21 protein-coding genes are annotated in these 21879 nt (G+C 69.9%); 15 read left to right on the top strand and 6 right to left on the bottom strand.

The window, feature by feature from the left end; genetic code table 11:
* Nucleotides 1-12: 12 nt before the first annotated feature.
* Nucleotides 13-930, bottom strand: a complete 918-nt coding sequence (locus CKO41_RS02025) for an extracellular catalytic domain type 1 short-chain-length polyhydroxyalkanoate depolymerase (protein WP_200252686.1) — start codon at nucleotides 928-930, stop codon at nucleotides 13-15.
* A 199-nt stretch (nucleotides 931-1129) separates the two neighbouring features.
* Here CKO41_RS02025 and CKO41_RS02030 point away from each other — a divergent pair, with 199 nt between their 5' ends.
* From CKO41_RS02030 to CKO41_RS02075, 9 genes are all read left to right on the top strand, one after another.
* On the top strand, nucleotides 1130-1720 hold the full coding sequence (locus tag CKO41_RS02030; RefSeq protein ID WP_200252688.1) for a peptidylprolyl isomerase: 591 nt from the start codon (nucleotides 1130-1132) through the stop codon (nucleotides 1718-1720).
* A 26-nt stretch (nucleotides 1721-1746) separates the two neighbouring features.
* On the top strand, nucleotides 1747-2640 hold the full coding sequence (locus CKO41_RS02035; protein WP_200252690.1) for an HAD-IIB family hydrolase: 894 nt from the start codon (nucleotides 1747-1749) through the stop codon (nucleotides 2638-2640).
* Nucleotides 2637-3527, top strand: coding sequence for a carbohydrate kinase family protein (locus tag CKO41_RS02040; protein ID WP_200381090.1), 891 nt, complete (start codon nucleotides 2637-2639; stop codon nucleotides 3525-3527). Before CKO41_RS02035 ends, CKO41_RS02040 begins: the two co-directional genes overlap by 4 nt.
* A gap of 299 nt (nucleotides 3528-3826) precedes the next feature.
* Nucleotides 3827-4798 (top strand): alpha/beta fold hydrolase BchO, encoded by a 972-nt coding sequence (gene bchO, locus CKO41_RS02045; protein WP_338115529.1) that lies wholly within the window; start codon nucleotides 3827-3829, stop codon nucleotides 4796-4798.
* 135 nt (nucleotides 4799-4933) lie between these two features.
* Nucleotides 4934-5893 carry a tRNA modification radical SAM protein MnmL/YtqA gene (mnmL, locus tag CKO41_RS02050; protein WP_200381091.1) on the top strand — a complete coding sequence of 320 codons (960 nt, stop codon included), beginning with the start codon at nucleotides 4934-4936 and terminating at the stop codon, nucleotides 5891-5893.
* A gap of 185 nt (nucleotides 5894-6078) precedes the next feature.
* A complete protein-coding gene (gene ubiU, locus CKO41_RS02055) occupies nucleotides 6079-7074 on the top strand; it encodes a ubiquinone anaerobic biosynthesis protein UbiU (protein ID WP_200251958.1) in 996 nt (331 codons plus the stop codon).
* A 14-nt stretch (nucleotides 7075-7088) separates the two neighbouring features.
* Complete coding sequence (gene ubiV, locus CKO41_RS02060; protein ID WP_200381092.1) at nucleotides 7089-8009, top strand: ubiquinone anaerobic biosynthesis protein UbiV; 921 nt, start codon at nucleotides 7089-7091, stop codon at nucleotides 8007-8009.
* 793 nt (nucleotides 8010-8802) lie between these two features.
* Nucleotides 8803-9165: a type II toxin-antitoxin system PemK/MazF family toxin gene (locus tag CKO41_RS02070; protein WP_200251963.1), complete on the top strand. Its 363-nt coding sequence runs from the start codon at nucleotides 8803-8805 to the stop codon at nucleotides 9163-9165.
* A gap of 540 nt (nucleotides 9166-9705) precedes the next feature.
* On the top strand, nucleotides 9706-10011 hold the full coding sequence (locus CKO41_RS02075; protein ID WP_200251966.1) for a Rieske (2Fe-2S) protein: 306 nt from the start codon (nucleotides 9706-9708) through the stop codon (nucleotides 10009-10011).
* Between the two features lie 471 nt (nucleotides 10012-10482).
* Here CKO41_RS02075 and typA read toward each other — a convergent pair whose 3' ends face one another.
* The 5 genes from typA to CKO41_RS02100 form a co-directional block, all read right to left on the bottom strand.
* Nucleotides 10483-12294, bottom strand: a complete 1812-nt coding sequence (gene typA / locus CKO41_RS02080) for a translational GTPase TypA (protein ID WP_200381093.1) — start codon at nucleotides 12292-12294, stop codon at nucleotides 10483-10485.
* A gap of 700 nt (nucleotides 12295-12994) precedes the next feature.
* Nucleotides 12995-14143, bottom strand: a complete 1149-nt coding sequence (locus CKO41_RS02085) for a hypothetical protein (protein WP_200381094.1) — start codon at nucleotides 14141-14143, stop codon at nucleotides 12995-12997.
* Nucleotides 14144-14240: 97 nt separating this feature from the next.
* Nucleotides 14241-14534 carry a hypothetical protein gene (locus CKO41_RS02090; RefSeq protein ID WP_200251977.1) on the bottom strand — a complete coding sequence of 98 codons (294 nt, stop codon included), beginning with the start codon at nucleotides 14532-14534 and terminating at the stop codon, nucleotides 14241-14243.
* A 19-nt stretch (nucleotides 14535-14553) separates the two neighbouring features.
* Nucleotides 14554-14835 carry a hypothetical protein gene (locus CKO41_RS02095; protein ID WP_200381095.1) on the bottom strand — a complete coding sequence of 94 codons (282 nt, stop codon included), beginning with the start codon at nucleotides 14833-14835 and terminating at the stop codon, nucleotides 14554-14556.
* A 72-nt stretch (nucleotides 14836-14907) separates the two neighbouring features.
* Nucleotides 14908-15132 (bottom strand): hypothetical protein, encoded by a 225-nt coding sequence (locus CKO41_RS02100; protein ID WP_200251979.1) that lies wholly within the window; start codon nucleotides 15130-15132, stop codon nucleotides 14908-14910.
* A 1108-nt stretch (nucleotides 15133-16240) separates the two neighbouring features.
* Between CKO41_RS02100 and CKO41_RS02105 the strand changes: the two genes are divergently transcribed.
* The 6 genes from CKO41_RS02105 to CKO41_RS02130 all read left to right on the top strand — a co-directional run.
* Entirely contained in the window at nucleotides 16241-17197 is a 957-nt protein-coding gene (locus CKO41_RS02105; protein WP_200381096.1) for an AAA family ATPase, read from the top strand.
* An 89-nt stretch (nucleotides 17198-17286) separates the two neighbouring features.
* Entirely contained in the window at nucleotides 17287-18204 is a 918-nt protein-coding gene (locus tag CKO41_RS02110; RefSeq protein WP_200381097.1) for a DUF58 domain-containing protein, read from the top strand.
* Entirely contained in the window at nucleotides 18204-18767 is a 564-nt protein-coding gene (locus tag CKO41_RS02115; RefSeq protein ID WP_200381098.1) for a DUF4381 domain-containing protein, read from the top strand. Before CKO41_RS02110 ends, CKO41_RS02115 begins: the two co-directional genes overlap by 1 nt.
* Nucleotides 18760-19812 carry a VWA domain-containing protein gene (locus tag CKO41_RS02120; RefSeq protein ID WP_200381099.1) on the top strand — a complete coding sequence of 351 codons (1053 nt, stop codon included), beginning with the start codon at nucleotides 18760-18762 and terminating at the stop codon, nucleotides 19810-19812. Before CKO41_RS02115 ends, CKO41_RS02120 begins: the two co-directional genes overlap by 8 nt.
* Nucleotides 19805-20836, top strand: coding sequence for a VWA domain-containing protein (locus CKO41_RS02125; protein WP_200381100.1), 1032 nt, complete (start codon nucleotides 19805-19807; stop codon nucleotides 20834-20836). Before CKO41_RS02120 ends, CKO41_RS02125 begins: the two co-directional genes overlap by 8 nt.
* Nucleotides 20837-20853: 17 nt before the next feature.
* The coding region (locus tag CKO41_RS02130) for a tetratricopeptide repeat protein (RefSeq protein ID WP_200381101.1) at nucleotides 20854-21879 on the top strand (1026 nt) is incomplete at its 3' end.

The raw sequence follows: 21879 nt of genomic DNA on the forward strand, positions 1-21879 counted from the left end.
AATGGAGGGGGCTCAGGCGGCACGCCGGGACCGGCCGCGGAATTGGGCGAAGAACCGCAGCATCTCGGCCGAGGCGTCGGGGCCGAGCGGTTCGGTGTAGGAGCCCGATGGACTGCCGCCGGACCAGGCGTGGCCGGCGCCGTGGATCGACCAATGCTCGGCCGCGGGGCGGCCGTCGCGGTCCAGGTAGCGGGTGCGGGTGTAGGCGCGACCGCCGGGCACGCGCCCGGGCTCGACGAGCAGGCCCCCGTCCTGGCCGGCGAGGGCACCGAACCCGCACCCGCCATGCGCCGCGCAGACCCAGGCGACGATCCGCGCCCCGTGGATCGGGTGCACGACCCTGTCGCAGTCGCCGTGGAAGACGATGATCGGGGCGACCGTGCCGACCCCAGTGGGCGGCGGCCCCCCGGGGCCGAGCCGATCGAAGGGCGGAACGGCCTCGCGCACGGCGAAGTAGAGCGGCGCGGAGTGGACGCCGGCCGCGGCGTAGAGGTCCGGGTAGGCCGCCGCCAGGATGCTCGCCATCGCCCCACCGGCCGACAGTCCGGCGACATAGACCCTGGCCGGATCGATCGGCTGCTCGGCGATGATGGCCCGCGTCAGCTCGGCGAGGAGCCAGGGCTCGCCGGCGTCGCGCCCCTGGTGCCCCTCCTCGAACCAGCGCCAGCAGCCCGACGGCTGGACCTCCCGGCCCTGCCCCGGATAGAGGACGTAGGCGCCCGCCGCGCCGGCGATCTCGGCCATCCGCGTACCGGCGGCGAAGTCCTCCGGGTCCTGGAGGCAGCCGTGCAACATCAGGATCAGCGGGTGGGCCGCCCCGTCGCGCCCGGCGGGGCAATGGAGCCGATAGTCGCGGGCGCCGGCGGGGTTCGCGAAGGAGCCGGCCAGGACCCGCCCGGCAACGGCCGACGGGGAGCGCACATCAGTCATGGTGTCTTCATCGTTCGGTGAGCGAGCGGCGCGGCCAGGGCGCCGGGCGAGGACGGCCGGGTCGCCCCCGGCGCTTCTTGGTATCCTTGCGCGGTCGCGGCGGGCCTTCTCGGCTCGGACGCCCGATCGATCGGCCCTTTGGCAAGGTGGACTCGGCAGTTTAACATGAGGGGCTCGGATCCCCTGGGAGAACAACCGCATGAACAGAATCAGCTCCATTGTCCTCACCGCCCTGCTCGGCCTCGCCGTCGCCGGCCAGGCGCAAGCGGCCAACCCCAAGGTCGCGATGGACATCACGATCGGCGGCGAGCCGGCCGGCACCATCGTCGCCGAGCTGCGCGCCGACGTGGTGCCGAAGACCGCCGAGAACTTCCGCGCCCTGTGCACGGGCGAACTCGGCGTCGGCAAGACCGGCAAGCCGCTCCACTATGCCGGCTCGCCGTTCCACCGCATCATCCCCGACTTCATGGTCCAGGGCGGCGACATCACCCGCGGCAACGGCCGCGGCGGCGACTCGATCTATGGCGGCCGCTTCCCGGACGAGAACTTCCGTCTCAAGCACGAGGACGCCGGTGTCCTCTCGATGGCCAACTCCGGGCCGGGCACCAACAGCTCGCAGTTCTTCATCACCCTCGTGCCGACGCCCTGGCTCGACGGCAAGCATGTCGTCTTCGGCCATGTCGTCGAGGGGATGGACGTCCTGAAGGAGATGGAGGCCCAGGGGTCTTCGCCGAGGGGCAAGACCAAGACCAAGGTCATCCTCGCCGACTGCCGCGAGCTCACGGACTAGGCCGCACGCGGGCCGACGACGGGACCATGCGCCTCCTCCTCTGCACCGACCTCGACCGGACCCTGCTGCCCAACGGGGCAGCCCCCGAGTCGCCGGCGGCACGGCCGCGCCTGCGCGCCCTGGCCGCGCGCGAGGAGGTGACGCTGGTCTATGTCACCGGGCGCCACCGCGAGCTCATCGAGGCGGCCATCGCCGAGTACGGGCTGCCGGCACCGGACTTCGTCATCGGCGATGTCGGCACCAGCGTCTACCGGGTGAGCGGCGCCGACTGGAAGGGCTCGGTCGCCTGGTCGACTCGCATCGCCCGCGACTGGGCCGGGTTCGGCCGCGACGCGCTGGCCGCGCTGCTCGGCGACATCCCCGGCCTGCGCCTCCAGGAGCCCGCCAAGCAGGGCGCCTTCAAGCTCAGCTGGTACGCCCCGTCCGATTGGGACCAGGCCCGCCGGCTCCCCGAGATGGAGGAGCGCCTCGCCGCGGCCGGCGTGCGCGCGAGCCTGATCTGGAGCGTCGACGAGACGACGGCGACCGGCCTGCTCGATCTGCTGCCGGCCTCGGCGGGCAAGCGCCACGCCGTGGAGTTCCTGATGGCCCAGGAGGGCTTCGCCGCGGCCCACACCCTCTGTGCCGGCGACAGCGGCAACGACATCGCGATGCTCGCCAGCCCCCTGCCCGCGGTCCTGGTCGCGAACGCCACCGCGACGGTGCGGGCCGAGGCGGTCGCCGCCGCCGAGCGGGCCGGCACCCTGGACAGTCTCTACCTGGCCCGCGGCGACTTCCACGGCATGAACGGCAACTACAGCGCCGGGATCCTCGAGGGGCTGGCCCACTTCCTGCCCGAGACGCTGGCCTGGTGGGCGGAGCCGAACGACGCCCCGAGCACCGACGCCCCGAGCACCAACGCGGAGGCCACCGAACCATGAGCCTCGATCGCAGCGCCCGTCCCTTGATCTTCGGCGAGGTCCTCTACGACGTCTTCCCCGACGGCGAGGCCCTCGGCGGCGCCCCCTTCAACGTCGCCTGGCACCTCCAGGCCTTCGGCCGCGCACCGCTGTTCATCAGCCGCGTCGGCGACGACGCCCGCGGCCAGGCCATCGCCGCGGCGATGGCCGATTGGGGCCTGGACACGCGCGGCCTCCAGCGGGACCGCGAGGCGCCGACCGGCATCGTCCAGGTCCGCCTGCGCGACGGCGAGCCGACCTACGAGATCGTCCCCGACCAGGCCTACGACCGGATCGAGCCCACCGCGCTGCCGGAGGCCGGCACCGGGGCGCTCCTCTACCACGGCAGCCTGGCGCTACGCAGCCCGACGTCGCGCGCGGCCCTCGAGGCCCTCTGCCGGGCGCACCACCCGGCGGTCTTCGTCGACGTCAACCTGCGCGCACCTTGGTGGGAACCGGCGGCCGTGCGCGACCGGCTGGCCGCCGCCACCTGGGTCAAGATCAACGCCGCCGAACTCGCCGAGCTGGCCCCGACCGGCAGCGACCGGCCGGACCAGGCCGCCGCCCTACAACAGGCCTTCGACCTCGCGACCCTCTTCGTCACCGAGGGCGCCGCCGGGGCCTTCGCCCGCGAGTCCACGGGTACCCTGACACGGGTCGCGCCGCGCAGCCAGGTCACGGTCGTCGATGCGGTCGGCGCCGGCGACGCCTTCGCCAGCGTCCTGATCCTCGGCCTGCTCGCCGACTGGCCGCTCGCACCGACCCTCGAACGCGCCCAGGCCTTCGCCTCGGCCATCGTCGGGCGGCGCGGCGCGACCATCCGCGACCGCGACTTCTACACCCCCTTTCTCGAGGCCTGGGGCCTCTAGGGTACAGTTCAGCCGCCACATGAACAGCACCGCCGACGGACACACACTACGAAATGCGCGAAGTACGCGACAGTAACCAGGGTCTCACCTGCATCCCGATAAGTTTCGCGCCCTTCGCGTGTTTCTTAGTTCGTAACCTAGGTACCGGTCGTTGTTGCATCGTTGGTAGGTTGCCATCTCCCCGTCTCGTCGACTCAAGGACCATTCCGCCGTTGCCCACCGCCGCCCCTTACCAACGTACCGACCCTCGCCGCTCGCGATCGACCTCCCCTGGGTCGCCCCGACCACGCTGGCCCCTGGTGATCGCGCTGCTCGCCGGCCTCGCCTGGCTGATGCCGGCGAGCGCGACCGCAGGCGAGACGCAGGGCCCGGGGCTCTCCCGGCCGGCCTGGGCCGTCGAGGGGCGCGACTGGCCGAACCGGGCGACCAGCCATTTCATCGAGGCCGGCGGGATCCGCTGGCACTATCAGCGCCTCGGCAGCGGACCGGTCCTGCTGCTCGCGCACGGCACGGGCGCGGCGACCCACTCGTGGCAGGCGATGATCCCGACCCTCGCCGAGCACTTCACGGTCATCGCCCCAGACCTCCCGGGCCACGGCTTCACCGCGGCGCCGGCCGAGGACGCCTTCTCGCTCGAGGGGATGGCCGGGCTCTTGGAGGACTTCCTCGCCGCCCTCGGGGTCTCGCCGGACCTGGTCGTCGGCCACTCGGCGGGGGCGGCGATCCTGGCGCGGATGACGATCGACGGGCAGATCGCCCCGCGCGCCCTGATCAGCCTCAACGGGGCACTGCTCGGGCGGGGGGGCGTCGCCTTCCACCTCTTCGCGCCCATCATCCGGATCATCGTCACGACCGACTGGGCGGCGAAGGTCTTCGCCTGGCGCGCATCGGACCCCAAGGTCCTCACCGAGACCCTCGCGAGCACCGGCTCGAGCCTCACGCCAGGGCAGCTCGACTGGTACGGTCGACTCTTCGGCACCCCGGGCCACACGAGCGCGGCCCTGACGATGATGGCGAAGTGGCACCTGGAGACCCTCGAACGCGACCTGCCACGCCTCGATGTCCCGGTGGTCCTCGTCGTCGGCAGCGAGGACGGCTTCGTCGCACCGCAGGAGGCCCAGACCGTCGCGGCGCTGCTGCCGCAGGGGCGGGTCGTCGAACTGCCCGGGCTCGGCCACCTGGCCCATGAGGAGCGGCCCGACCTGGTCGACGCCCTGATCCTGGCCGAGGCACGCACCCGGGGCCTGATCCCGCCGGAGGCGGCGCCCTGAGGGCGCAAACCCCCTTGTTTTTACTGGAAATCGATCCATATCGTCTTGATTCCAATCATTTGCAGACGCCGCGATCTGTGGGACCGTTGAGCCCAACCCCGGCAACGACCCGACCGCGAACGCGATAGAGACGGGATGGCCTTATCCGACCTAGTCAACACCCTCGGCGTCGATCTCAAGCGCCGTTACGGCGAGCGGGTGCACAAGCTGGCGATCAACGCCGGCCTGACCTGCCCGAACCGTGACGGCAGCAAGGGTGTGGGCGGGTGCACCTTCTGCAACAACGCCTCGTTCAACCCGAGCGCGCGGCGCCCGCCGACGGTCGCCGAGCAACTCGCCGCCGGCCGGCAGGTGATCCGCAAGCGCACCGGCGCACGCCGCTACATCGCCTACTTCCAGGCCTACACGAACACCTACGCCGACACCGTCCGCCTCAGCCAGCTCTATCATGCCGCGCTGGCCGACGCGGATGTCGTCGGGCTCGCGGTAGGCACGCGGCCGGATTGCGTCCCGGACCGGGTCCTCGACCTGCTCGCCTCCTATCGCGCGCAGGGCTACGAGGTCTGGCTCGAGCTCGGCCTGCAATCGGCCTTCGACGAGACGCTGCGCCGGGTCAACCGCGGCCACGGGCTCGCCGACTACCGGCGCACGGTGCGCGCCGCCCAGCGGCGCGGCCTGCGGCTGTGCACGCACCTGATCGTCGGCCTGCCGGGCGAGGGCCGGCGCGAGGCGCTGGTGACGCTCGAGCGCGTCCTGGACCTCGGCACCGACGCCCTGAAGGTCCATCCGCTGCACGTCGTGAAGGGGACGCGACTCGCCGCGGAATGGCGCCGCGGGGAGTACCAGCCGCTCGCGATGTCGGACTACATCGGCATCGCCGCGGACCTGATCGAGCGCACGCCGCCGGCGCTCCTCTTCCACCGCCTGACCGGAACCGCGTCACCCGACATCCTCCTGGCGCCCGCCTGGTGCGCGAAGAAGTGGGCGGTGCTGAACGGCATCGAGCAGGAGCTGCGTCGCCGCGGCACGGCGCAGGGCACGCACGCGGCGACCGAGCAGACGCCCCCGGCGCGCGCCGCCGGTGGCATCGGGTGAGCAGCGCGTCGGCGCGCCGGTTATCCTAGAGGGTCGGCACGGCGCTCACCGATGGGATCGGCGGGCGTCTTTCCGTTCCGTCGCCGGTGGCGACGACATGGGCGGGAGGGCGAGCAGGACCGCGCCTCCCGGGGCCCGGACATCGGTCCGGATGGGCTCAATTTGATGAGATCGGTTTTTGTCTTATGGAACTTGTCTGTCCAGCAGGTAACCTGCCATCGCTCAAGGTGGCGGTCGACCAGGGCGCCGATGCCGTCTACATCGGCTTTCGCGACGACACCAACGCGCGCCACTTCGCCGGCCTGAACTTCGGCCCGGCCAAGATCGCCGAGGGCATCAAGTATGCCCACCAGCGCGGCGTCAAGGTCTTCGTGGCCCTCAACACCTATCCGCAGCCGAGCGGCTGGCCGCGCTGGCGCGCCGCCGTCGATCAGGCCGCCGACGCGGGCGTCGATGCCGTCATCGCCGCCGACATCGGGGTGCTGGACTACGCCAGCGAACACCACCCCAACCTGCGGCTGCACCTCTCGGTCCAGGGCTCGGCGACCAACTACGAGGCGCTGCGCTTCTACAAGGAGCGCTTCGGCATCCGCCGCGCCGTGCTGCCGCGCGTGCTGTCGATGAGCCAGGTGCGCCACGTCATCGAGAACAGCCCGGTCGAGATCGAGGTGTTCGCGTTCGGCAGCCTGTGCGTGATGGTCGAAGGGCGCTGCATCCTGTCCTCCTACGCGACCGGGCGCTCGCCGAACAACTTCGGCGCCTGCTCGCCGGCCAGCCACGTCGAGTGGCGCGAGACCCCCAACGGCCTCGAGACGCGCCTCGGCGGGGTCCTGATCGAGCGCTATCCGCAAGGGCGCAACGCCGGGTATCCGACCCTCTGCAAGGGCAGCTACCGGGTCGACGGGCACACCTACCACGCGATCGAGGAACCGATCAGCCTCAACACGCTGGAACTGCTGCCGCAGTTGGTCGAAAGCGGGGTCAAGGCGGTCAAGATCGAGGGCCGCCAGCGCAGCCCGGTCTATGTCGAGCAGGTCACGCGGGTCTGGCGCGCCGCGATCGATGCCTGCCGGCGCGACCCGGCCGGCTACCGCGCGAAGGAGGAATGGCTCACCGAGCTCGGCAAGGTGTCGGAAGGGACCCAGACCACGCTGGGCGCCTATCATCGACCGTGGCAGTGACGGGGATACAACGCATGACGAAGCAACCGAAGCTCTCCCTGGGACCCATCGCCTACTACTGGCCGAAGGAGACCGTGGAGGCCTTCTACGAGCGCATCGCCGAGTCGCCGGTCGACATCGTCTATCTGGGCGAGACGATCTGCTCGAAGCGCAATCAGATGCAGTACGAAGACTGGCTGGCCGTGGCCGAGCGCCTGAGCGCCGCCGGCAAGGAGGTGGTCCTCTCGACGCTGGCCCTGCTGGAGGCCGAGTCCGAGCTCCAGCGCCTGCGCCGCATCTGCAGCAACGGCCGCTATCTGGTCGAGGCCAACGACATGGGCGCCGTCCAGCTGATGGCCGGCAAGCCCTTCGTCTCCGGGCACAGCGTCAACATCTACAACGAGCGCACGCTCGGTCTGCTCGCCCGCCAGGGCCTGACGCGCTGGGTCTTCCCGGTCGAGCTCTCGCACGAGTCGCTCGCCGACATGCAGCTGCGCCGCCCGGCGGGCGTGGAGACCGAGGTCTTCGCCTACGGCCGCCTGCCGCTCGCCTACTCGGCGCGCTGCTTCACGGCCCGCGCCCGCAACCTGCCCAAGGACGACTGCCGCTACTGCTGTATCGACTACCCGGACGGCCTCACCCTCTCGGCCCAGGACGACACCCGGTTCCTGGCCCTGAACGGCATCCAGACCCAGTCGGCCAAGACCTTCAACCTGGTCGGCGAGGTCGCGCGACTGCGCTCGCTCGGCGTCGACGTGATCCGCATCAGTCCCCAGTCGAACCAGACCGAGCGGGTCGTCGAGGTCTTCCACCAGTGTCTGACCGACCAACTGGCCCCCGCCGAGGGCCAAGCGATCCTCGAGAAGCTGATGCCGGTCGGCCCCTGCGACGGCTACTGGCATGGCATGGCGGGCCTGGAACGCCGCGCCCAGGCCGCCGCCGAGACGCTGATCTGAGGATCCATATCGGTGCCGCGAGGACCGATGCATGCCGGCTGTCGGGTTACGCCCCGAAGGGCTAACCCGACCTACGGCCCCGGCGAAGACCGGCACGCCCCGTCGGTCGGGTTAGGCGCGCCGGCACCGCGGTCGCTGACAACGAACGGTCTCGCGCGCGCCGTAACCCGACACCGACCTCCGCAAGCGCCGCGTCGCCCGCCGTCGGGTTACCCCCGCGAGGGGCTAACCCGACCGACGGCGTCGGAACCAGGTGTGGTCATGTCGCACTGGCCGGGCGGCTGGAATCGGCTTCAAACCCGCTCGCACGAGACTGCAGGGCGCATGACCCCTCCGGCGCGGCGCCCTACGCACAGGGGACGAGCCATGCTCCCAAATCTAGTCAGGTTGTCGCGCTGCTACGATGCGAGAACCCCGAGCATCCGCGCCGGTTTGGGCCGGGATCCTGGTCATGGATCCTCCGTCCTGGCGCCTCCGTTCACCAGTAGTGCTAGACTGTCGTCCTAGCATGTATGGCTGACTCGTAGTCCCCACTCTGGAGCTTGGTGATGGGTCACCCGTTATCCATCCGCCTGGATGATGACACCCAAGCGACGTTGGAAGATGCCGCGAAGTCGAGGGGCATCGGCCTGGCGACCTATGTGCGCGAGTTGGCCGCGAGCGAGGCGAGGCGTCTTCGGCGAGAGCGCATTCGGGCGCAAAGCCGCGCCGTCGGGGCCTTTGTTGCTTCGTCGCCCGAAGGGCAGTCCTTTTACGCCGATTGGGGGACTCCTGCCGCCGACGGTGAGCCCCGGTGAAGCCTTCGGAAAAGGCGACGGCGGGTCAGATCGTCCTGGTGGATTGGCGCGACGCACTGCCGAGGGAGCCGAATAAGCGGCGCCCGGCGGTTGTGATCGAGGACAGCGGGCTGTTCGATGAGACCTATCCGAACATCATCCTCGTGCCCCTGGCGGAGGACCCGCACCTGGTGATTTTCGACCTGGCGGTCCAGATCCTGCCCACGCCGGAGAATGGCTGCACCAAGGCCTGCTTCGCCTTGGCCCATCATGTCACGACCACTTCAAAGCAGCGGATTACCTCGACGCCCTCCCGCATCACTGACGCGCAACTGGTCGAGATCAGGCGACTGATCGGGATCGCAATCGGACTGGAGTGAGGTCCGGGGTTGGGTGCCTGTCGGGGGCAGGCATAACGGCCTTCCGCCCGAAGCGCACAGATAAAAAACACTTAAATACAATGGCTTCCGCGTGTCGAACGGGTGCAGCCCGCCTTCCGCGCATCGAACCTAATTGAATCGTCGTTGAGCGGTGCGGCGCGTCGACCTGCCGCCGGCGGCCGATGGCACGGCCCGTAGCGGCCTCGGCGGGCGCCGCATCGCCGGCCGTTGGGCTAGGCGCGCCGGCACGACCTTCGATGAGAACGAAGCAGTTGTGCGCGCCGTAACCCGACGCCGACTCCGCAAGCGCCGCGTCGCCCGCCGTCGGGTTGCGCCCGCGAGGGGCTGACCCGACCACGGCGTCGGCACCAGGTCCGGTCATGTCGCACTGCCGGGCGGCTGGGATCGGCTTCAGGCCCGCTCGCACCAGACTGCAGGACGCATGACCCATCCCGCGCGGCCGCCCGACTTGATGAGCGCCGCGGCGGGGCCCATCTCCATCGGCGAGCAAGGTACCGACCCAGCCACAGGAGACTCGCGATGGAATTCCACACCGTCGCCCACGAAGGCGACATCCCCCCGGGCACGATGAAGGGCGTCACGATCGGCCGCACGCAGATCCTCGTGACCAACATCGATGGCCACTACCACGCGATCGGCAACATCTGCACCCACTTCGGCGGCGAGCTCGACAAGGGCACGCTCGACGGCCAGGTCGTGACCTGTCGCCGCCACCAGGCCCAGTTCGACGTCACCACCGGCAAGTGCCTGGCCCGCCCGGCCAAGAAGGACGAGCCGGTCTACGAGGTTCGGGTCGAGGACGGCGCCATCCTGATCGGGCTCTGAGCCTGAGGTATCCCCACAAAATCGGCCTCGACGGCGAGTCGGTACGCACTGGGAGCGCCGGCTTTCAGCCGGCCCCGCGCGCGGGGGGCTCGATGCCCCCGGCGCGCGACCTTCGGCGCCGGAGCCAGGAGATCACCGATGAGCGCCGCTGGATGGCCGCTCTGCACATGCCCTTCTAGCGGCCCAGACGCCGCCGACGCGGCATCGAGCCGTGACGGCGACGAGCCGGCTGGAAAGCCGGCGCTCCCAGTGAGCCGCGCGACGGCGAGATGGCCCAGATCGCGAGCGCCGGCTTCCGTCGGTCAGTCAACCTAGGCCACGGCGGTTTAGGCCTTCTATCCGGGGATACCTCAGGCTCTGAGCACCGGCGCCGCGGCTCCCGGCCGGGGCGCGCGTTGCACGAGATCGGAAACCAGAGTTTCGACTGCCTTGCGGACTGCTGGCCGGGGTGACCAAGGAATCGGCGTCTCCCTAGATCCGCCCGGCCCGCTTGCGCTCGTGCTCTTTGAGCCAGCGCTTGCGAACGCGGATCGCCGCCGGCGTGATCTCGACCAGCTCGTCGTCCTCGATGAACTCCAACGCCTGCTCCAGCGTGAAGCGGATCGGCGGGGTCAGCAGGATGTTCTCATCCGAGCCGGCGGCGCGGATGTTGGTGAGCTGCTTGGCCTTGAGCGGGTTGACGGTGAGGTCGTTGTCGCGCGAGTGGATGCCGACGACCTGGCCCTCGTAGACCTCGTCGCCCGGGGCGATCAGCATCCGGCCGCGCTCCTGCAGATTGAAGAGGGCGTAGCCGAGGGCCTTGCCGGTGGCGTTGGAGATCAGGACCCCGTTGCGCCGCGGCGCGATACCGCCGCGGCTCGCCGGCCCGTAGCGATCGAAGACGTGGTACTTGAGCCCGGTGCCGGAGGTCAGCGTCATGAACTCGGTCTGGAAGCCGATCAGCCCGCGCGAGGGGATGTCGTAGTCGAGGCGCACGCGGCCGCGCCCATCCGGGATCATGTTCTTCAGGTCGCCGCGCCGCTCGCCGAGGGCCTGCATGATGGCCCCCTGCGAGCTCTCATCGATGTCGACGGTGAGCTGCTCGTAGGGCTCGCAAAGCTCGCCGTCGACCTCGCGGAAGATGACCTCGGGACGCGAGACCGCGAGCTCGTAGCCCTCGCGGCGCATGTTCTCGAGCAGGATCGACAGGTGCAGCTCGCCGCGCCCGGAGACGCGGAACTTCTCCGGATCCGGCCCCTCCTCGACGCGCAGCGCGACATTGTGGATCAGCTCGCGCTCGAGGCGGTCCTTGAGCTGGCGCGAGGTCAGGTACTTGCCCTGGCGCCCGGCGAACGGCGAGGTGTTGACCTGGAAGGTCATGCTGACGGTCGGCTCGTCGATCGACAGCGACGGCAGGGCCTCGACATGGTCCGGGTGGCAGAGGGTATCGGAGACGTTCGGTGCGTCGATGCCGGTCAGGGCGACGATGTCGCCGGCCTCGGCCTCGGACTCCTCGAAGCGCTCTAGCCCGAGATAGCCATAGACCAACCCGACCTTGGCGCGTTGGCGCTCGCCGTCGCGCTTGACGACGACGATCGGCTGGTTGGGGCGCACGGTGCCGCGACGGATGCGGCCGATCGCGATGGCGCCGACGAACGAGTTGTAGTCGAGCGTCGAGACCTGCATCTGGAACGGGCCATGCGGGTCGACGTCGGGCGGCGGGCAATGGGTGACGATCGCCTCGAAGAGCGGCGTCATATCGCCCTCGCGCACGTCCTCGTCGAGCCCGGCATAGCCATTGAGCGCCGAGGCGTAGACGATCGGGAAGTCGAGCTGCTCATCGCTCGCGCCGAGGCGGTCGAAGAGATCGAAGACCTGATCGACGACCCAGCTCGGCCGCGCCCCGGGCCGATCGATCTTGTTGACGACGACGATCGGGCGTAGGCCGTGGGCAAAGGCCTTGCTCGTGACGAAGCGGGTCTGCGGCATCGGCCCCTCCTGGGCATCGACGAGCAGCAGGACCGAGTCGACCATCGACAGGACCCGCTCGACCTCGCCGCCGAAGTCGGCATGGCCGGGGGTGTCGACGATGTTGATGCGGTAGTCGCGCCAGCGCAGCGCCGTGTTCTTCGACAGGATCGTGATGCCACGCTCGCGCTCCAGTTCGTTGGAGTCCATGACCCGTTCGACCGGGCCGAAGCGCTCCCCAAGGGTGCCGGACTGCTGGAGCAGCTTGTCGACGAGGGTCGTCTTGCCATGGTCGACATGGGCGATGATAGCGATATTGCGGAGTTTCTCGATCACGCGAGCGGCGCTCCAGGGGCGCGGATGGCAACGGGGGAAGGTCGACGGACCCCGCGCCGCGGGTGGTTGCGACCCGAGGCAGGGTGAGCGGCGGGGACGACGGGGCGCGCAGTATAGCCGATCCGGGCACCGCGCGGGCGTCCATCGCGAGGCGTCGACGAAAGGTCGTCGCACCACCGCACCCGGGTGACGCCCCCAGACGCCCGCGACAAACTCAATCGAAACAAGAGTGAGCTACTTTATATCAGAGCGTTAGCATGACTTTCTCCAGTCGATGCCCGAAATGGAACTGCAACATTTCACAGGACAAGGCGAAATCCCGGATACCCACAGAACCTGTGGATAAGTTTGTGAACAATCGTCGAAGATCACCGCCAAGCCCGCGTCGCACTTGAGCCTGAAACAGATTGGCGCGAATCTACACACCAAATTTAACGACATAAAAACATGAGGTTACAGCAGCGACGTAGCGGCCCGATCAGGTCCTCCGCAACCGCCAAACGCTCGTAACGCGCTCGTGGACGGATGTGCACAACCTCTTGACTCGGAGTGCCGAAACCCGGTCTCAGGTCGCGCCGGCGATGCGATCGTCGCGATCGTCTTACACCGACGAATCGCGACCCGATCCCGCATGATCGACACGACACAGCCACCTATCGCGACCTCGATCAGACACGATCGGATATCAGTCGCCGCACGATCACGCCGATTCGAGGCCAGCGAAGTCGATCGCCCCATCGCCCGCCTCCTGAGCCTTCGTGATCAGGTCGCGCAGCTCGGCCACCTGGTCGGCCCGCACCACCAGCAGCGCCCCCTCGGGAAGGGCGACCTGGAATGTCTCTACCTCCTCGGCGGGAAACCAGTCCCGCGTGACGGGCAGCGGAAACGAGAAGCCCGGCCGGACCCAGTCGCCTGTGCCAGTGACCCGATCGCCGTAGCCGCGCAGCGCGCAAAGTATCTCGCCAGCGCCACCAGCGGCCTCGATGGCCGGGGTGAGAAAGGCCATCGGGTCCACGCGGAACTGGCCGCGGGTCTCGGCGTCCGCGGCATTGACCTGCGCGACGACCTGAAGGGCCGCCGCGGCCGGCGCGTCGAGCACCGTGTAGACGCCGGTTCCGAGCCGGTTATGCGAACGGGCACCCTGCGCCAGGAATCGCTTCTGAAAGGTCTTCGCATGAAGATTCGGAAGCAGCGGCTCACGTCGGTGGGTTGGCTCGCCGTCGTCCGCACCCGTGTCGTCGCCGGGGGCGGCCGTCGGCTCGGGGCGGCTACCGTAGAGCGTCGGAAGGAAGGGCGCCTTGTCGGTCCCTGGCTCCAGATCGATGCCGAGCCCCGTCGCGCAATGGATCGTCAGACCACGCAGGTAATCGTCGACCCGCAGGTCGCCGGTCATCCGCACGAGGGCTGACTTGAGCTCGGCATAGGCCGCCATGCGCCGATCGAGGCCGGCAGACGAGGTGTCGCCGGAGGCAGCGTTGACTCGGTCGATCGCTTCCAGCGCCGAGTAGAGCGGATCGAGGGCCAGCCAACACTGGCTACCGCTCTGGAGCCGGGTACCGAGGCGCTGGACACCGAACAGGCGCTGCCCATCGGTCCGCAGCCAATCGAGATCGAGGCGAAAGGTCGGCTCGGAGAGGGGCGCGTCATGCGACAGGAACAGGGTCAACGCGCAGGACGGCGGCAGCTCGAGCCGGCGCGCCTCCGCCTGGGACAGGGCCGCCGTGCGCCCGTGTGTCAATCTCACCGCGTCGTCGCCGGCCGCGTCCGCCTCGCCGCTGTCAACCAACGACAGCAGCAACGCCGCGCCGGCGTGTCCTTGTGCCAACGCGATCCAGTCTTGGAGCGCCATTCGGGATTCGGTGACGAAAGGAAGGCGCCGCCGAAACAACTGGAATCGCCAACCCTCCGAGTCGGCCTCCACCGCGAGCCGATAACGCGTCATTTGCCTACTTCTTGCCGTAAGTACCGTCGTGGTCCCGGGCGACGCTGAGGAGTCGGAGGAAGTCCCCATCCCGGTAGGCCGTCGCGCGTCGCGAGCGCGTGATGCGCAGGGAGTACAAGGCATCGATGCCCAGCGGCGGCGCGACGCTCGCGATCTTCTCCCATTTCAGGCCCGCATCGCGATAAAGCTGGCTCCAGGTCAGCTGCCGCAGCTTGCTCAGGGTCTCCAGCGCGGCCAGACGCTCCGGTTTCTGCAAACCGAACAGGCCGTCCTGAAAGACCGGATTGTTGAGGTCCAAACGGACCTTGGCGTCCGACCTAGCCTTCGCCATCGCCCAGCCTGGTCAGGATCTGCTCGACGTTCGCGTCGTCCGGAGGATTCGCTTCGGCCCAGTCCAAGGCCCGGCGAAGATCGTCAGCCGCCTGGGGGTACAGCAGCCAGCGCTCGTTGTCGGGGACCACGGTCGCGGTGCGCACCAGCCATACGCCCGGCTCGCGCTCTTCGACCAGGACCTGACGGCCGGCGTACTGCTTGCCCAGAGAGATCTGGCCGTTCGCCCCGACGACCTTGACCATTGTGGAACTGGATGAGGTGCCCATGATGACTCGATACCGTTAGTCTCGCACCAACGCACGATAGCACCAACGGATCGCGATTGCACCGCGCCGCGCTCAAGACAAAGACAGGTTGGCGCGATCCTGGATGGCCTTTCGATATTTCGGCTGCCACCCACCTGGCGGAACGTGAGTCAGCCGAAACCGTTCGGTGCGAGCCGGACCACCGCTTGGACATCGCTCCAGCAACGCGGAGCGGTTGTACTCGGACTGATAGAAGCCGGGCATCATCGGGTCCGCGGCAGCCCAAAATAGCGTCGAACCGGTCTTGTTCATCTCCAAGATGACGAGACTCCCGATCTGCATCAGCAAACCCAGGTGGTCGGGGTGTACATTCGGCCCTTGTTTCGAACCGGGCAAACGAGTCCTTCAACACGGCCCTTGCCCTTGCGCGCGAATTCGTTCCGACAATCAGCCAGGCACGCCGAATGGCACGTTCGTAGCGTCGCCAAAATGCCTCTCGTTCCCGCACCATGTCGGGGCGATCCGTCGGCTCCTTCGCGAGCTCGGCGACGCGCTCCAGCAGCCCGCCCAGGCCCTCCGTGTTGGACTCGGCGATCCGCCCGCTGACCTGATTGATTGCCGCGACGATCGGTTCGGCCGTCGCCGGGAGCGCCATGCGCACCTGAACGAGATCGGCGCCGAGACGCTCGGACAGATCGTTGAGCCGGTCCTCGAGTCGCTAACTCGATGGCGATGGCGAGGTCGTCAGTCAGCCGCTCCAGTCGCTGGGCCTGCCTTTCGAACGCGACACGCTGCGCGCAGCAGGGAGCCTGCTAGGCGATGACCGAGCCGCCGTAGTGGCCGATGAGATACCACGGGCCACGGCGCCGCGGACAGCGGCAGGAGGCCGACCCGGGATCGTACGCGATGCGTGCCCTGGCTTATCCGTCCTTCCTCGTGTCGATGCTCGACATCGAACCGCAACATTCGACGGTCAAAGGGGAAATACCAGATACCAACAGAGCCTGTGGATAAGTCTGTGCACAAACGTTGGCGTTCGGCGCCAAACCCCTGCCCTGCTTGGGGCTGAAACAGATTGTCGCGATTTTGGACATTGACTGTAGTTATTTAAAATCAATGTCTTAATGAGTTCACCAAGGGTGTCGGCCGAACCTACCGAGGGCTTGACCAGGCGAGCCGCCGCCATCGCCGGGTGTGCACAAGCCCCTTGACAAAACGGGCCCAGCGGCGAGGCACGCGGCACCGATCGACGCGCCCTGGGGATCACGAACGGCGGCCGATAGTCAGGATTACCTGGCCCAATAAACCGGTTGCGCCGACCCCGCAAAGCCGGCAGGATAGCCGGCAACGTCCCCGGCGCGGAGGCCGGCCGCCACCCCGTGGCCGCCAACCCCGATCGCCTCCCTAACGAAAGTCGTCGCCGATCATGACCCCAGCCGACCTCGAGCCCGTTCGCGACCACATCGCCAGCCGCATCATCGGCCAGCAAAGATTCGTCGACAGCATGCTGGTCTGTCTGCTGAGCGACGGGCACCTGCTCATCGAGGGCATGCCAGGGCTGGCCAAGACGACGGCCGTGAAGGCACTCGCCGAGGCCGTCGAGGGCGACTTCCACCGCATTCAGTTCACGCCGGATCTCCTGCCCTCGGATCTGATCGGCACCGACATCTACCGCCACGAGAAGGGCGATTTCGAGTTCCGCCCGGGTCCCCTGTTCCACAACGTGCTGCTCGCCGACGAGGTCAACCGGGCGCCGGCGAAGGTCCAGTCCGCCCTGCTCGAGGCGATGGCCGAGCGGCAGATCACGGTCGGGCAACGCACCTATCCACTGCCGCCGCTGTTCATGGTGCTCGCGACCCAGAACCCGGTCGAGCAGGAGGGCACCTACCACCTGCCCGAGGCGCAGCTCGATCGCTTCCTGATGCAGGCCATCGTCACCTACCCGACCCGCGACGAGGAACTCGCGATCCTCGAACTCGACAGCCGCCAGCAGAAGGCGACCTTCACGCCGCCGGCCAGGCCGTTGTCGCAGGCCGAGCTCTTCGCGATGCGCCGCGCGGTGGCCAACCTCTATCTCGACCCGCGGCTGCACAGCTACATCGTCGACCTGGTCCAGGCGACGCGCACGCCCAAGGTCTACGATGCCGACCTCGGCCGCTGGTGCCGCTTCGGCGCCTCGCCGCGGGCGAGCATCGCGCTGGCGCGCTGTGCCCGGGCGCGGGCCTGGATCGACGGCGACGACTTCGTCGCCCCGCACCACATCCAGGCCGTCGCACCCGAGATCCTCCGCCACCGCCTGCTCCTGACCTTCGAGGCCGAGGCCGAGGGCGTGACGACCGACGCCTTCATCAACCGCCTGCTCAACCTCGTCGCCGTCCCCTAGATGACCCGCCCCGCCAGGAGACTCGCCCAGGCGATCGCAGGCGGGCTCCGGCACCGCGGCGCGATCGTGCGCGGGTCGCGGGGGCCGCGATGAGCCTCGCACCACGCCTCGACGACCTGCTCGAGCTGCGCCACCAGGCCCATACGCTCGGCATCGCCTCGCACCACCTGGTCAACTCGACCTTCGCCGGCCTCTATGCCTCGGTCTTCCGCGGCGCCGGCGTCAACTTCGAGGAGGTGCGCGAGTACCGCGAGGGCGACGACATCCGTTACATGGACTGGAAGGTCACGGCCCGCACCGACGAGCCGCACATGAAGATCTTCCGCGAGGAACGCGAGCGCAGTGTCGTGCTCTGTGTCGACAAAGGACCGCACATGGCCTTCGGCACCCGCGGCACCTTCAAGTCGGTCCAGGCGGCGCGCGCCGCGGCCCTGATCGGCTGGGCCGCGAGCCGCCTCAACGACCGCGTCGGCGGCCTGATCTTCGGCGACCCGGGGACCGGCCTGCAGCACTTCCGCCCGGCGCGCGGGCGGCGCGCCCTCTGGCAACTGCTGCACGCGCTGACCGCCCCCGGCAGCGCGCAGGTGGCCTCGATCGACTGCCTGGCCGGGGCCTTGCAGCGGGCCACCCGCGGCCTGCCGACCGGCTCGCTGATCTTCGTGATCGCCGACCTCGACCGCGACGCACTCGGTCTGGAGCGGGTCCTCGGCGCCCTCGTCCAGCGCAACACGGTCGTCCTGCTGCCGGTCGACGACCCGGCCGACTGGGAGATCCCGGCGATGGGACCGACGACCTTCGCCGGCACCGACGGCACCCTGATCGAAGTCGACACCGACGACCCGGCCGCCCGGCGCGCCTATCGCGCGCGCTGGGAGGCCCGCCGGGCGCTGCTCCAGACGATGGCGCACCGCCTCCACATCCTCCTGCTGCCGGTGCGTACCGACCAGGAGATCCACCTGTCGCTGATCCGCAGCCTGGAGCAGCGCGCGCGGTCTCGGGCCGTCTGATGGCCGGCCCGACCGAAGCGACCATGGCCCCCGGGGCCGTTCCGCTGCGCGACATCCAGGGTCTCGACGCCATCCCCTGGTGGCCGCCGGCCCCGGGCTGGTGGGCGTTGGCCGCCGCGCTCCTGCTCGTGGCGCTCGCACTGCGCTATGCCCGTCCGCGCGAGTGCCCGCCATGGCGCCTGCCGATCGCGACCCTCGGCAGCTGGCGGCGGGCGGCGCGCCAGGAGCTGCGCACGCTGCGCCGCCAGGCCGCCGACCAGCCGGCCAAGGAGACCGTCGGCAAACTCTCCGAGCTCCTGCGACGCATCGCGATGGCCCGCCTCGGGCGCGCCGCCTGCGCTGGCCTGACTGGCGAGGATTGGCTGCGCTGGCTCACCGACCACGACCCGCGCGGCTTCGACTGGCAGCGGCACGGCATACCGCTGCTCGCCACCCCCTACGCCCCGCCCCGGACAGCTGCCAACGACGCGACGGCGCTCCTGACCCTGATCGACGCGGCAGCCGCCTGGGCCGAGGCCCGCCCTGCGCGGCAGCGCGGCGCGGAGGACACTGGAGGTGTTTGAGTTCCACTGGCCCTGGGCCGCCCTCCTGCTGCCCCTGCCCTGGCTGCTGCGCCACGTCTGGCCACGGCTGCGCTCGGGCGCCGGCGAGGCACACGAGGCACCGGCCACCGAGCAGCGCGTCACGCTGCGCCACCCGCGCATCGAGGCACTCGCCGACGCCTTCCAGACGCGCCGCCCGCGCCGGCGCCTCGCCGGCTGGGTCTACGAGGCCCTGCTGGCCCTGCTGTGGGCCGCCCTGGTCGTCGCCCTGATGCGTCCGCAGTGGCTCGAGCCCTATACCGAGATCAGCCGCCCGGGCTACGACCTGATGGTCGCCGTCGACGCCTCGCACTCGATGGAGGCCCTCGACTTCACGGTCGGCGGCCGGCAGGTGTCGCGGATGGCCGTAGTGAAAGGGGTCATCGGCCGCTTCATCGACCACCGCGAGGGCGATCGCGTCGGGCTGATCCTGTTTGGCACCGAGGCCTTCCTGCTCGCCCCGCTGACCCTCGACCGTCAGGCCGTCAGCCGGCTCCTCGACGGCGTCGTGCCGAGCATCGCCGGCCCGGCGACGGCGCTCGGCGATGGCATCGCGCTCGGCGTGCGCACGCTGCGCGAGCGCCCGACCGGCTCGCGCGTCATGGTCGTAATCGCCGACGGCGACAACAATGCCGGCCGTTTCACCCCCGGCGAGGCGGCCCAACTCGCGCGGCTGGCGGGCGTGCGCATCTACGTGATCGGGGTCGGCAGCCGCGAAGAGCGCATCCCCATCACCGAGGACGGCCGCATCCGCTACCGCGACGACCTGACGATGGACGAGGATGCGCTGCGGCGTATCGCCGAGGTCACCGGCGGGGCCTACTTCCGCGCCACCGACACCGACGCCCTGGAGGCGATCTCCACGCGCATCGACGCGCTGGAGAAGACCCGCGCCGAGGCGCGCACCGCCTATCTGCCGCGGCCCCTGTTCCGCTGGCCGATCGGCGTCGCGCTGGCGGCGCTGCTCGCCCTCGGCCTGTTCCCCGAGGGCCGCCGGCGCCTGCTCGTGGGGGCGCGCGGTGGCTGACGGCGGCTTGCACCTCGCCCAGCCGGCCTGGCTCTGGCTGCTCGCGGCCCTCGTGCCGGTCGCCCTGTGGCGCTGGCGCAGCGCCGCCAAGGCGGCGCGCGGCCCGATCCACCGCTATGCCGACCCGCACCTGCTGCCGTACTTGACCGGCACGCGCGAGCCCGCCGCGGGCGAGCGCTGGGCGCGCCTCCTGCATTGGGCGGCGCTCTGGACGCTGCTCGTCGTCGCGCTGGCCGGGCCGCGCTGGGACTATGTCGAGCGCCCGCTCCTGCAGAGCGGCGACAGCCTCCTCATCCTCCTCGACATCTCGCGTTCGATGCAGGTCGACGACGTCGCCCCGAGCCGCCTCGCCCGGGCCCGCCAAGAGGTCGCCGACCTGATCCGGCAGAATCGCGAGCTGCGCCTCGGGCTCATCGCCTTCGCCTCGGTGCCGCTTGTCATCTCGCCGGTCAGCGAGGACCCGGCGGCGATCCGCAACGCCCTGCCGGCCCTCACGACCGACCTGCCCGAGCTGGCGGGCAGCCGCCTGCTGCCGGCATTGGCCCGCGCCGAGACCCTCCTCGAGGGCCTGCCACCCGAAGGCACCCGGGCGATCCTGCTGATCTCCGACGGCGACTTCGCCGAGCCGGGCCTCCTCGAACAGATCGCGGCCCTGGCCGCCCAGGGCATTCGCCTGCACACGCTCGGCGTCGGCACGACCGCCGGCGGCCAGGTCCCGGCGCCGCGCGGCGATTGGGTCCTCGACCGCGACGGCCAGCCGGTACGCTCGCGCCTCGACGCCGCTCAGCTGCGCGCGCTGGCGAAGGCCGGTGGGGGCCTCTACGCCGAGGCGACCTACCGCGACGACGACACGCTCGCGATCCTCGCGGCCGCGGCCGCGAGCCCGGTGAGCGCCTCGCTGACCGACGAGCGGGCACGGATCTGGAACGAGCGCTTCTATCTGCCGGTCCTGATCGTCATGGCCCTGCTCCTGAAGCATTTCCGTCCCCGTGCACCGCGCCGGCGAGGTCCCGAGCGTCCATGAAGCCCCGCCGCCCCTCGATGGTCGCCGTCCTGGCCCTGCTCGCCGCCCCGCCGGTCCTGGCAGGCTGGTTCAGCAACACCGAGCAGGATGGTTACGCGGCCTTCGCGGCGGGCGACTACGCACAGGCCGCCGCGACCTTCACCGACGACTACCGCCGCGGCGTCGCCCTCTACCGCGCCGGGCGCTACGCCGAAGCGGCGCGTGCCTTCGACCAGGTCGAGCGCCCGGCCGTGCGCGAGGACGCCCGTTACAACCTGGGCAATGCCCGCTTCCAGCTCGGCGACCTGGTCGGCGCGATCGCCGCCTACGAGGCCGTCCTCGCTGAGGACCCGGGCCACGACGACGCCCACCACAACCTGACCTTGGCCCGCGCGCTGTTGGCCGGCCAGACGCAGACGCCCCCGGACGAGCAGGACACCGAGGCCGAAGAAGAGGAACGGGACGAGCCGACCCAGGACGAGGGGGTGATGGAGACGGAGGGAGAGCGGCAGCCCGACGAGGCCCAGCCGTCGCCGTCCGAACAGGCCACCGAGCGGCCGCGGGAGGACGCGCAACCGTCGCAGACACCGGATTCTCAAGAGTCCGAGTCTCAAGAGCCCGAGCCCCAGGAGTCCGAAAGCCAGGAGTCCCAAGCCCAGGCGTCCGAAGCCCAACAGGCAGAATCCCAGCCGTCCGAATCTCAGCCCTCCGAGGAACAATCCGAGCAATTCGAGCAGCAACAGGGCGACCAGCAGCAAGGCGAGCAACAGCAGCAGGCCGGCGACCAGAGCCAGCAAGCGGCGCAGCAGCAGGGCGGTGGCCAGCCGCAGCCGGGCGATGCCGAACAGGCCGGCGACGCGCAGCAAGGTGAAGGTAAGGAGGGGGCTGCGGGCACTGGCCAGGGCCAGGATCAAGCGGGCCGCGAGGGCGACCGGGAATCGCCGCAGGACGATGCCGCCGGTGATGCCCAGGCGCCACCGTCGGACGCGCCTGGCGGCCCCGAGTCGCAGGAGCCGGAGGCCGGCGCCGCCGAATCGCCGGAGACGACGGACAGGTCGTCCGAG

Origin of the sequence: Thiococcus pfennigii (assembly GCF_016583835.1) — a bacterium.
GTDB lineage: Bacteria > Pseudomonadota > Gammaproteobacteria > Chromatiales > Chromatiaceae > Thiococcus > Thiococcus pfennigii.

Excerpts from the sequence above, each read along its gene's own strand:
- CKO41_RS02025 (WP_200252686.1), bottom strand. The coding sequence starts at position 930 with ATGACTGATGTGCGCTCCCCGTCGGCCGTTGCCGGGCGGGTCCTGGCC.
- CKO41_RS02030 (WP_200252688.1), top strand. The coding sequence starts at position 1,130 with ATGAACAGAATCAGCTCCATTGTCCTCACCGCCCTGCTCGGCCTCGCC.
- CKO41_RS02035 (WP_200252690.1), top strand. The coding sequence starts at position 1,747 with ATGCGCCTCCTCCTCTGCACCGACCTCGACCGGACCCTGCTGCCCAAC.
- CKO41_RS02040 (WP_200381090.1), top strand. The coding sequence starts at position 2,637 with ATGAGCCTCGATCGCAGCGCCCGTCCCTTGATCTTCGGCGAGGTCCTC.
- mnmL (WP_200381091.1), top strand. The coding sequence starts at position 4,934 with ATGGCCTTATCCGACCTAGTCAACACCCTCGGCGTCGATCTCAAGCGC.
- ubiU (WP_200251958.1), top strand. The coding sequence starts at position 6,079 with ATGGAACTTGTCTGTCCAGCAGGTAACCTGCCATCGCTCAAGGTGGCG.
- ubiV (WP_200381092.1), top strand. The coding sequence starts at position 7,089 with ATGACGAAGCAACCGAAGCTCTCCCTGGGACCCATCGCCTACTACTGG.
- CKO41_RS02075 (WP_200251966.1), top strand. The coding sequence starts at position 9,706 with ATGGAATTCCACACCGTCGCCCACGAAGGCGACATCCCCCCGGGCACG.
- CKO41_RS02085 (WP_200381094.1), bottom strand. The coding sequence starts at position 14,143 with ATGGCGCTCCAAGACTGGATCGCGTTGGCACAAGGACACGCCGGCGCG.
- CKO41_RS02095 (WP_200381095.1), bottom strand. The coding sequence starts at position 14,835 with ATGGGCACCTCATCCAGTTCCACAATGGTCAAGGTCGTCGGGGCGAAC.
- CKO41_RS02105 (WP_200381096.1), top strand. The coding sequence starts at position 16,241 with ATGACCCCAGCCGACCTCGAGCCCGTTCGCGACCACATCGCCAGCCGC.
- CKO41_RS02110 (WP_200381097.1), top strand. The coding sequence starts at position 17,287 with ATGAGCCTCGCACCACGCCTCGACGACCTGCTCGAGCTGCGCCACCAG.
- CKO41_RS02115 (WP_200381098.1), top strand. The coding sequence starts at position 18,204 with ATGGCCGGCCCGACCGAAGCGACCATGGCCCCCGGGGCCGTTCCGCTG.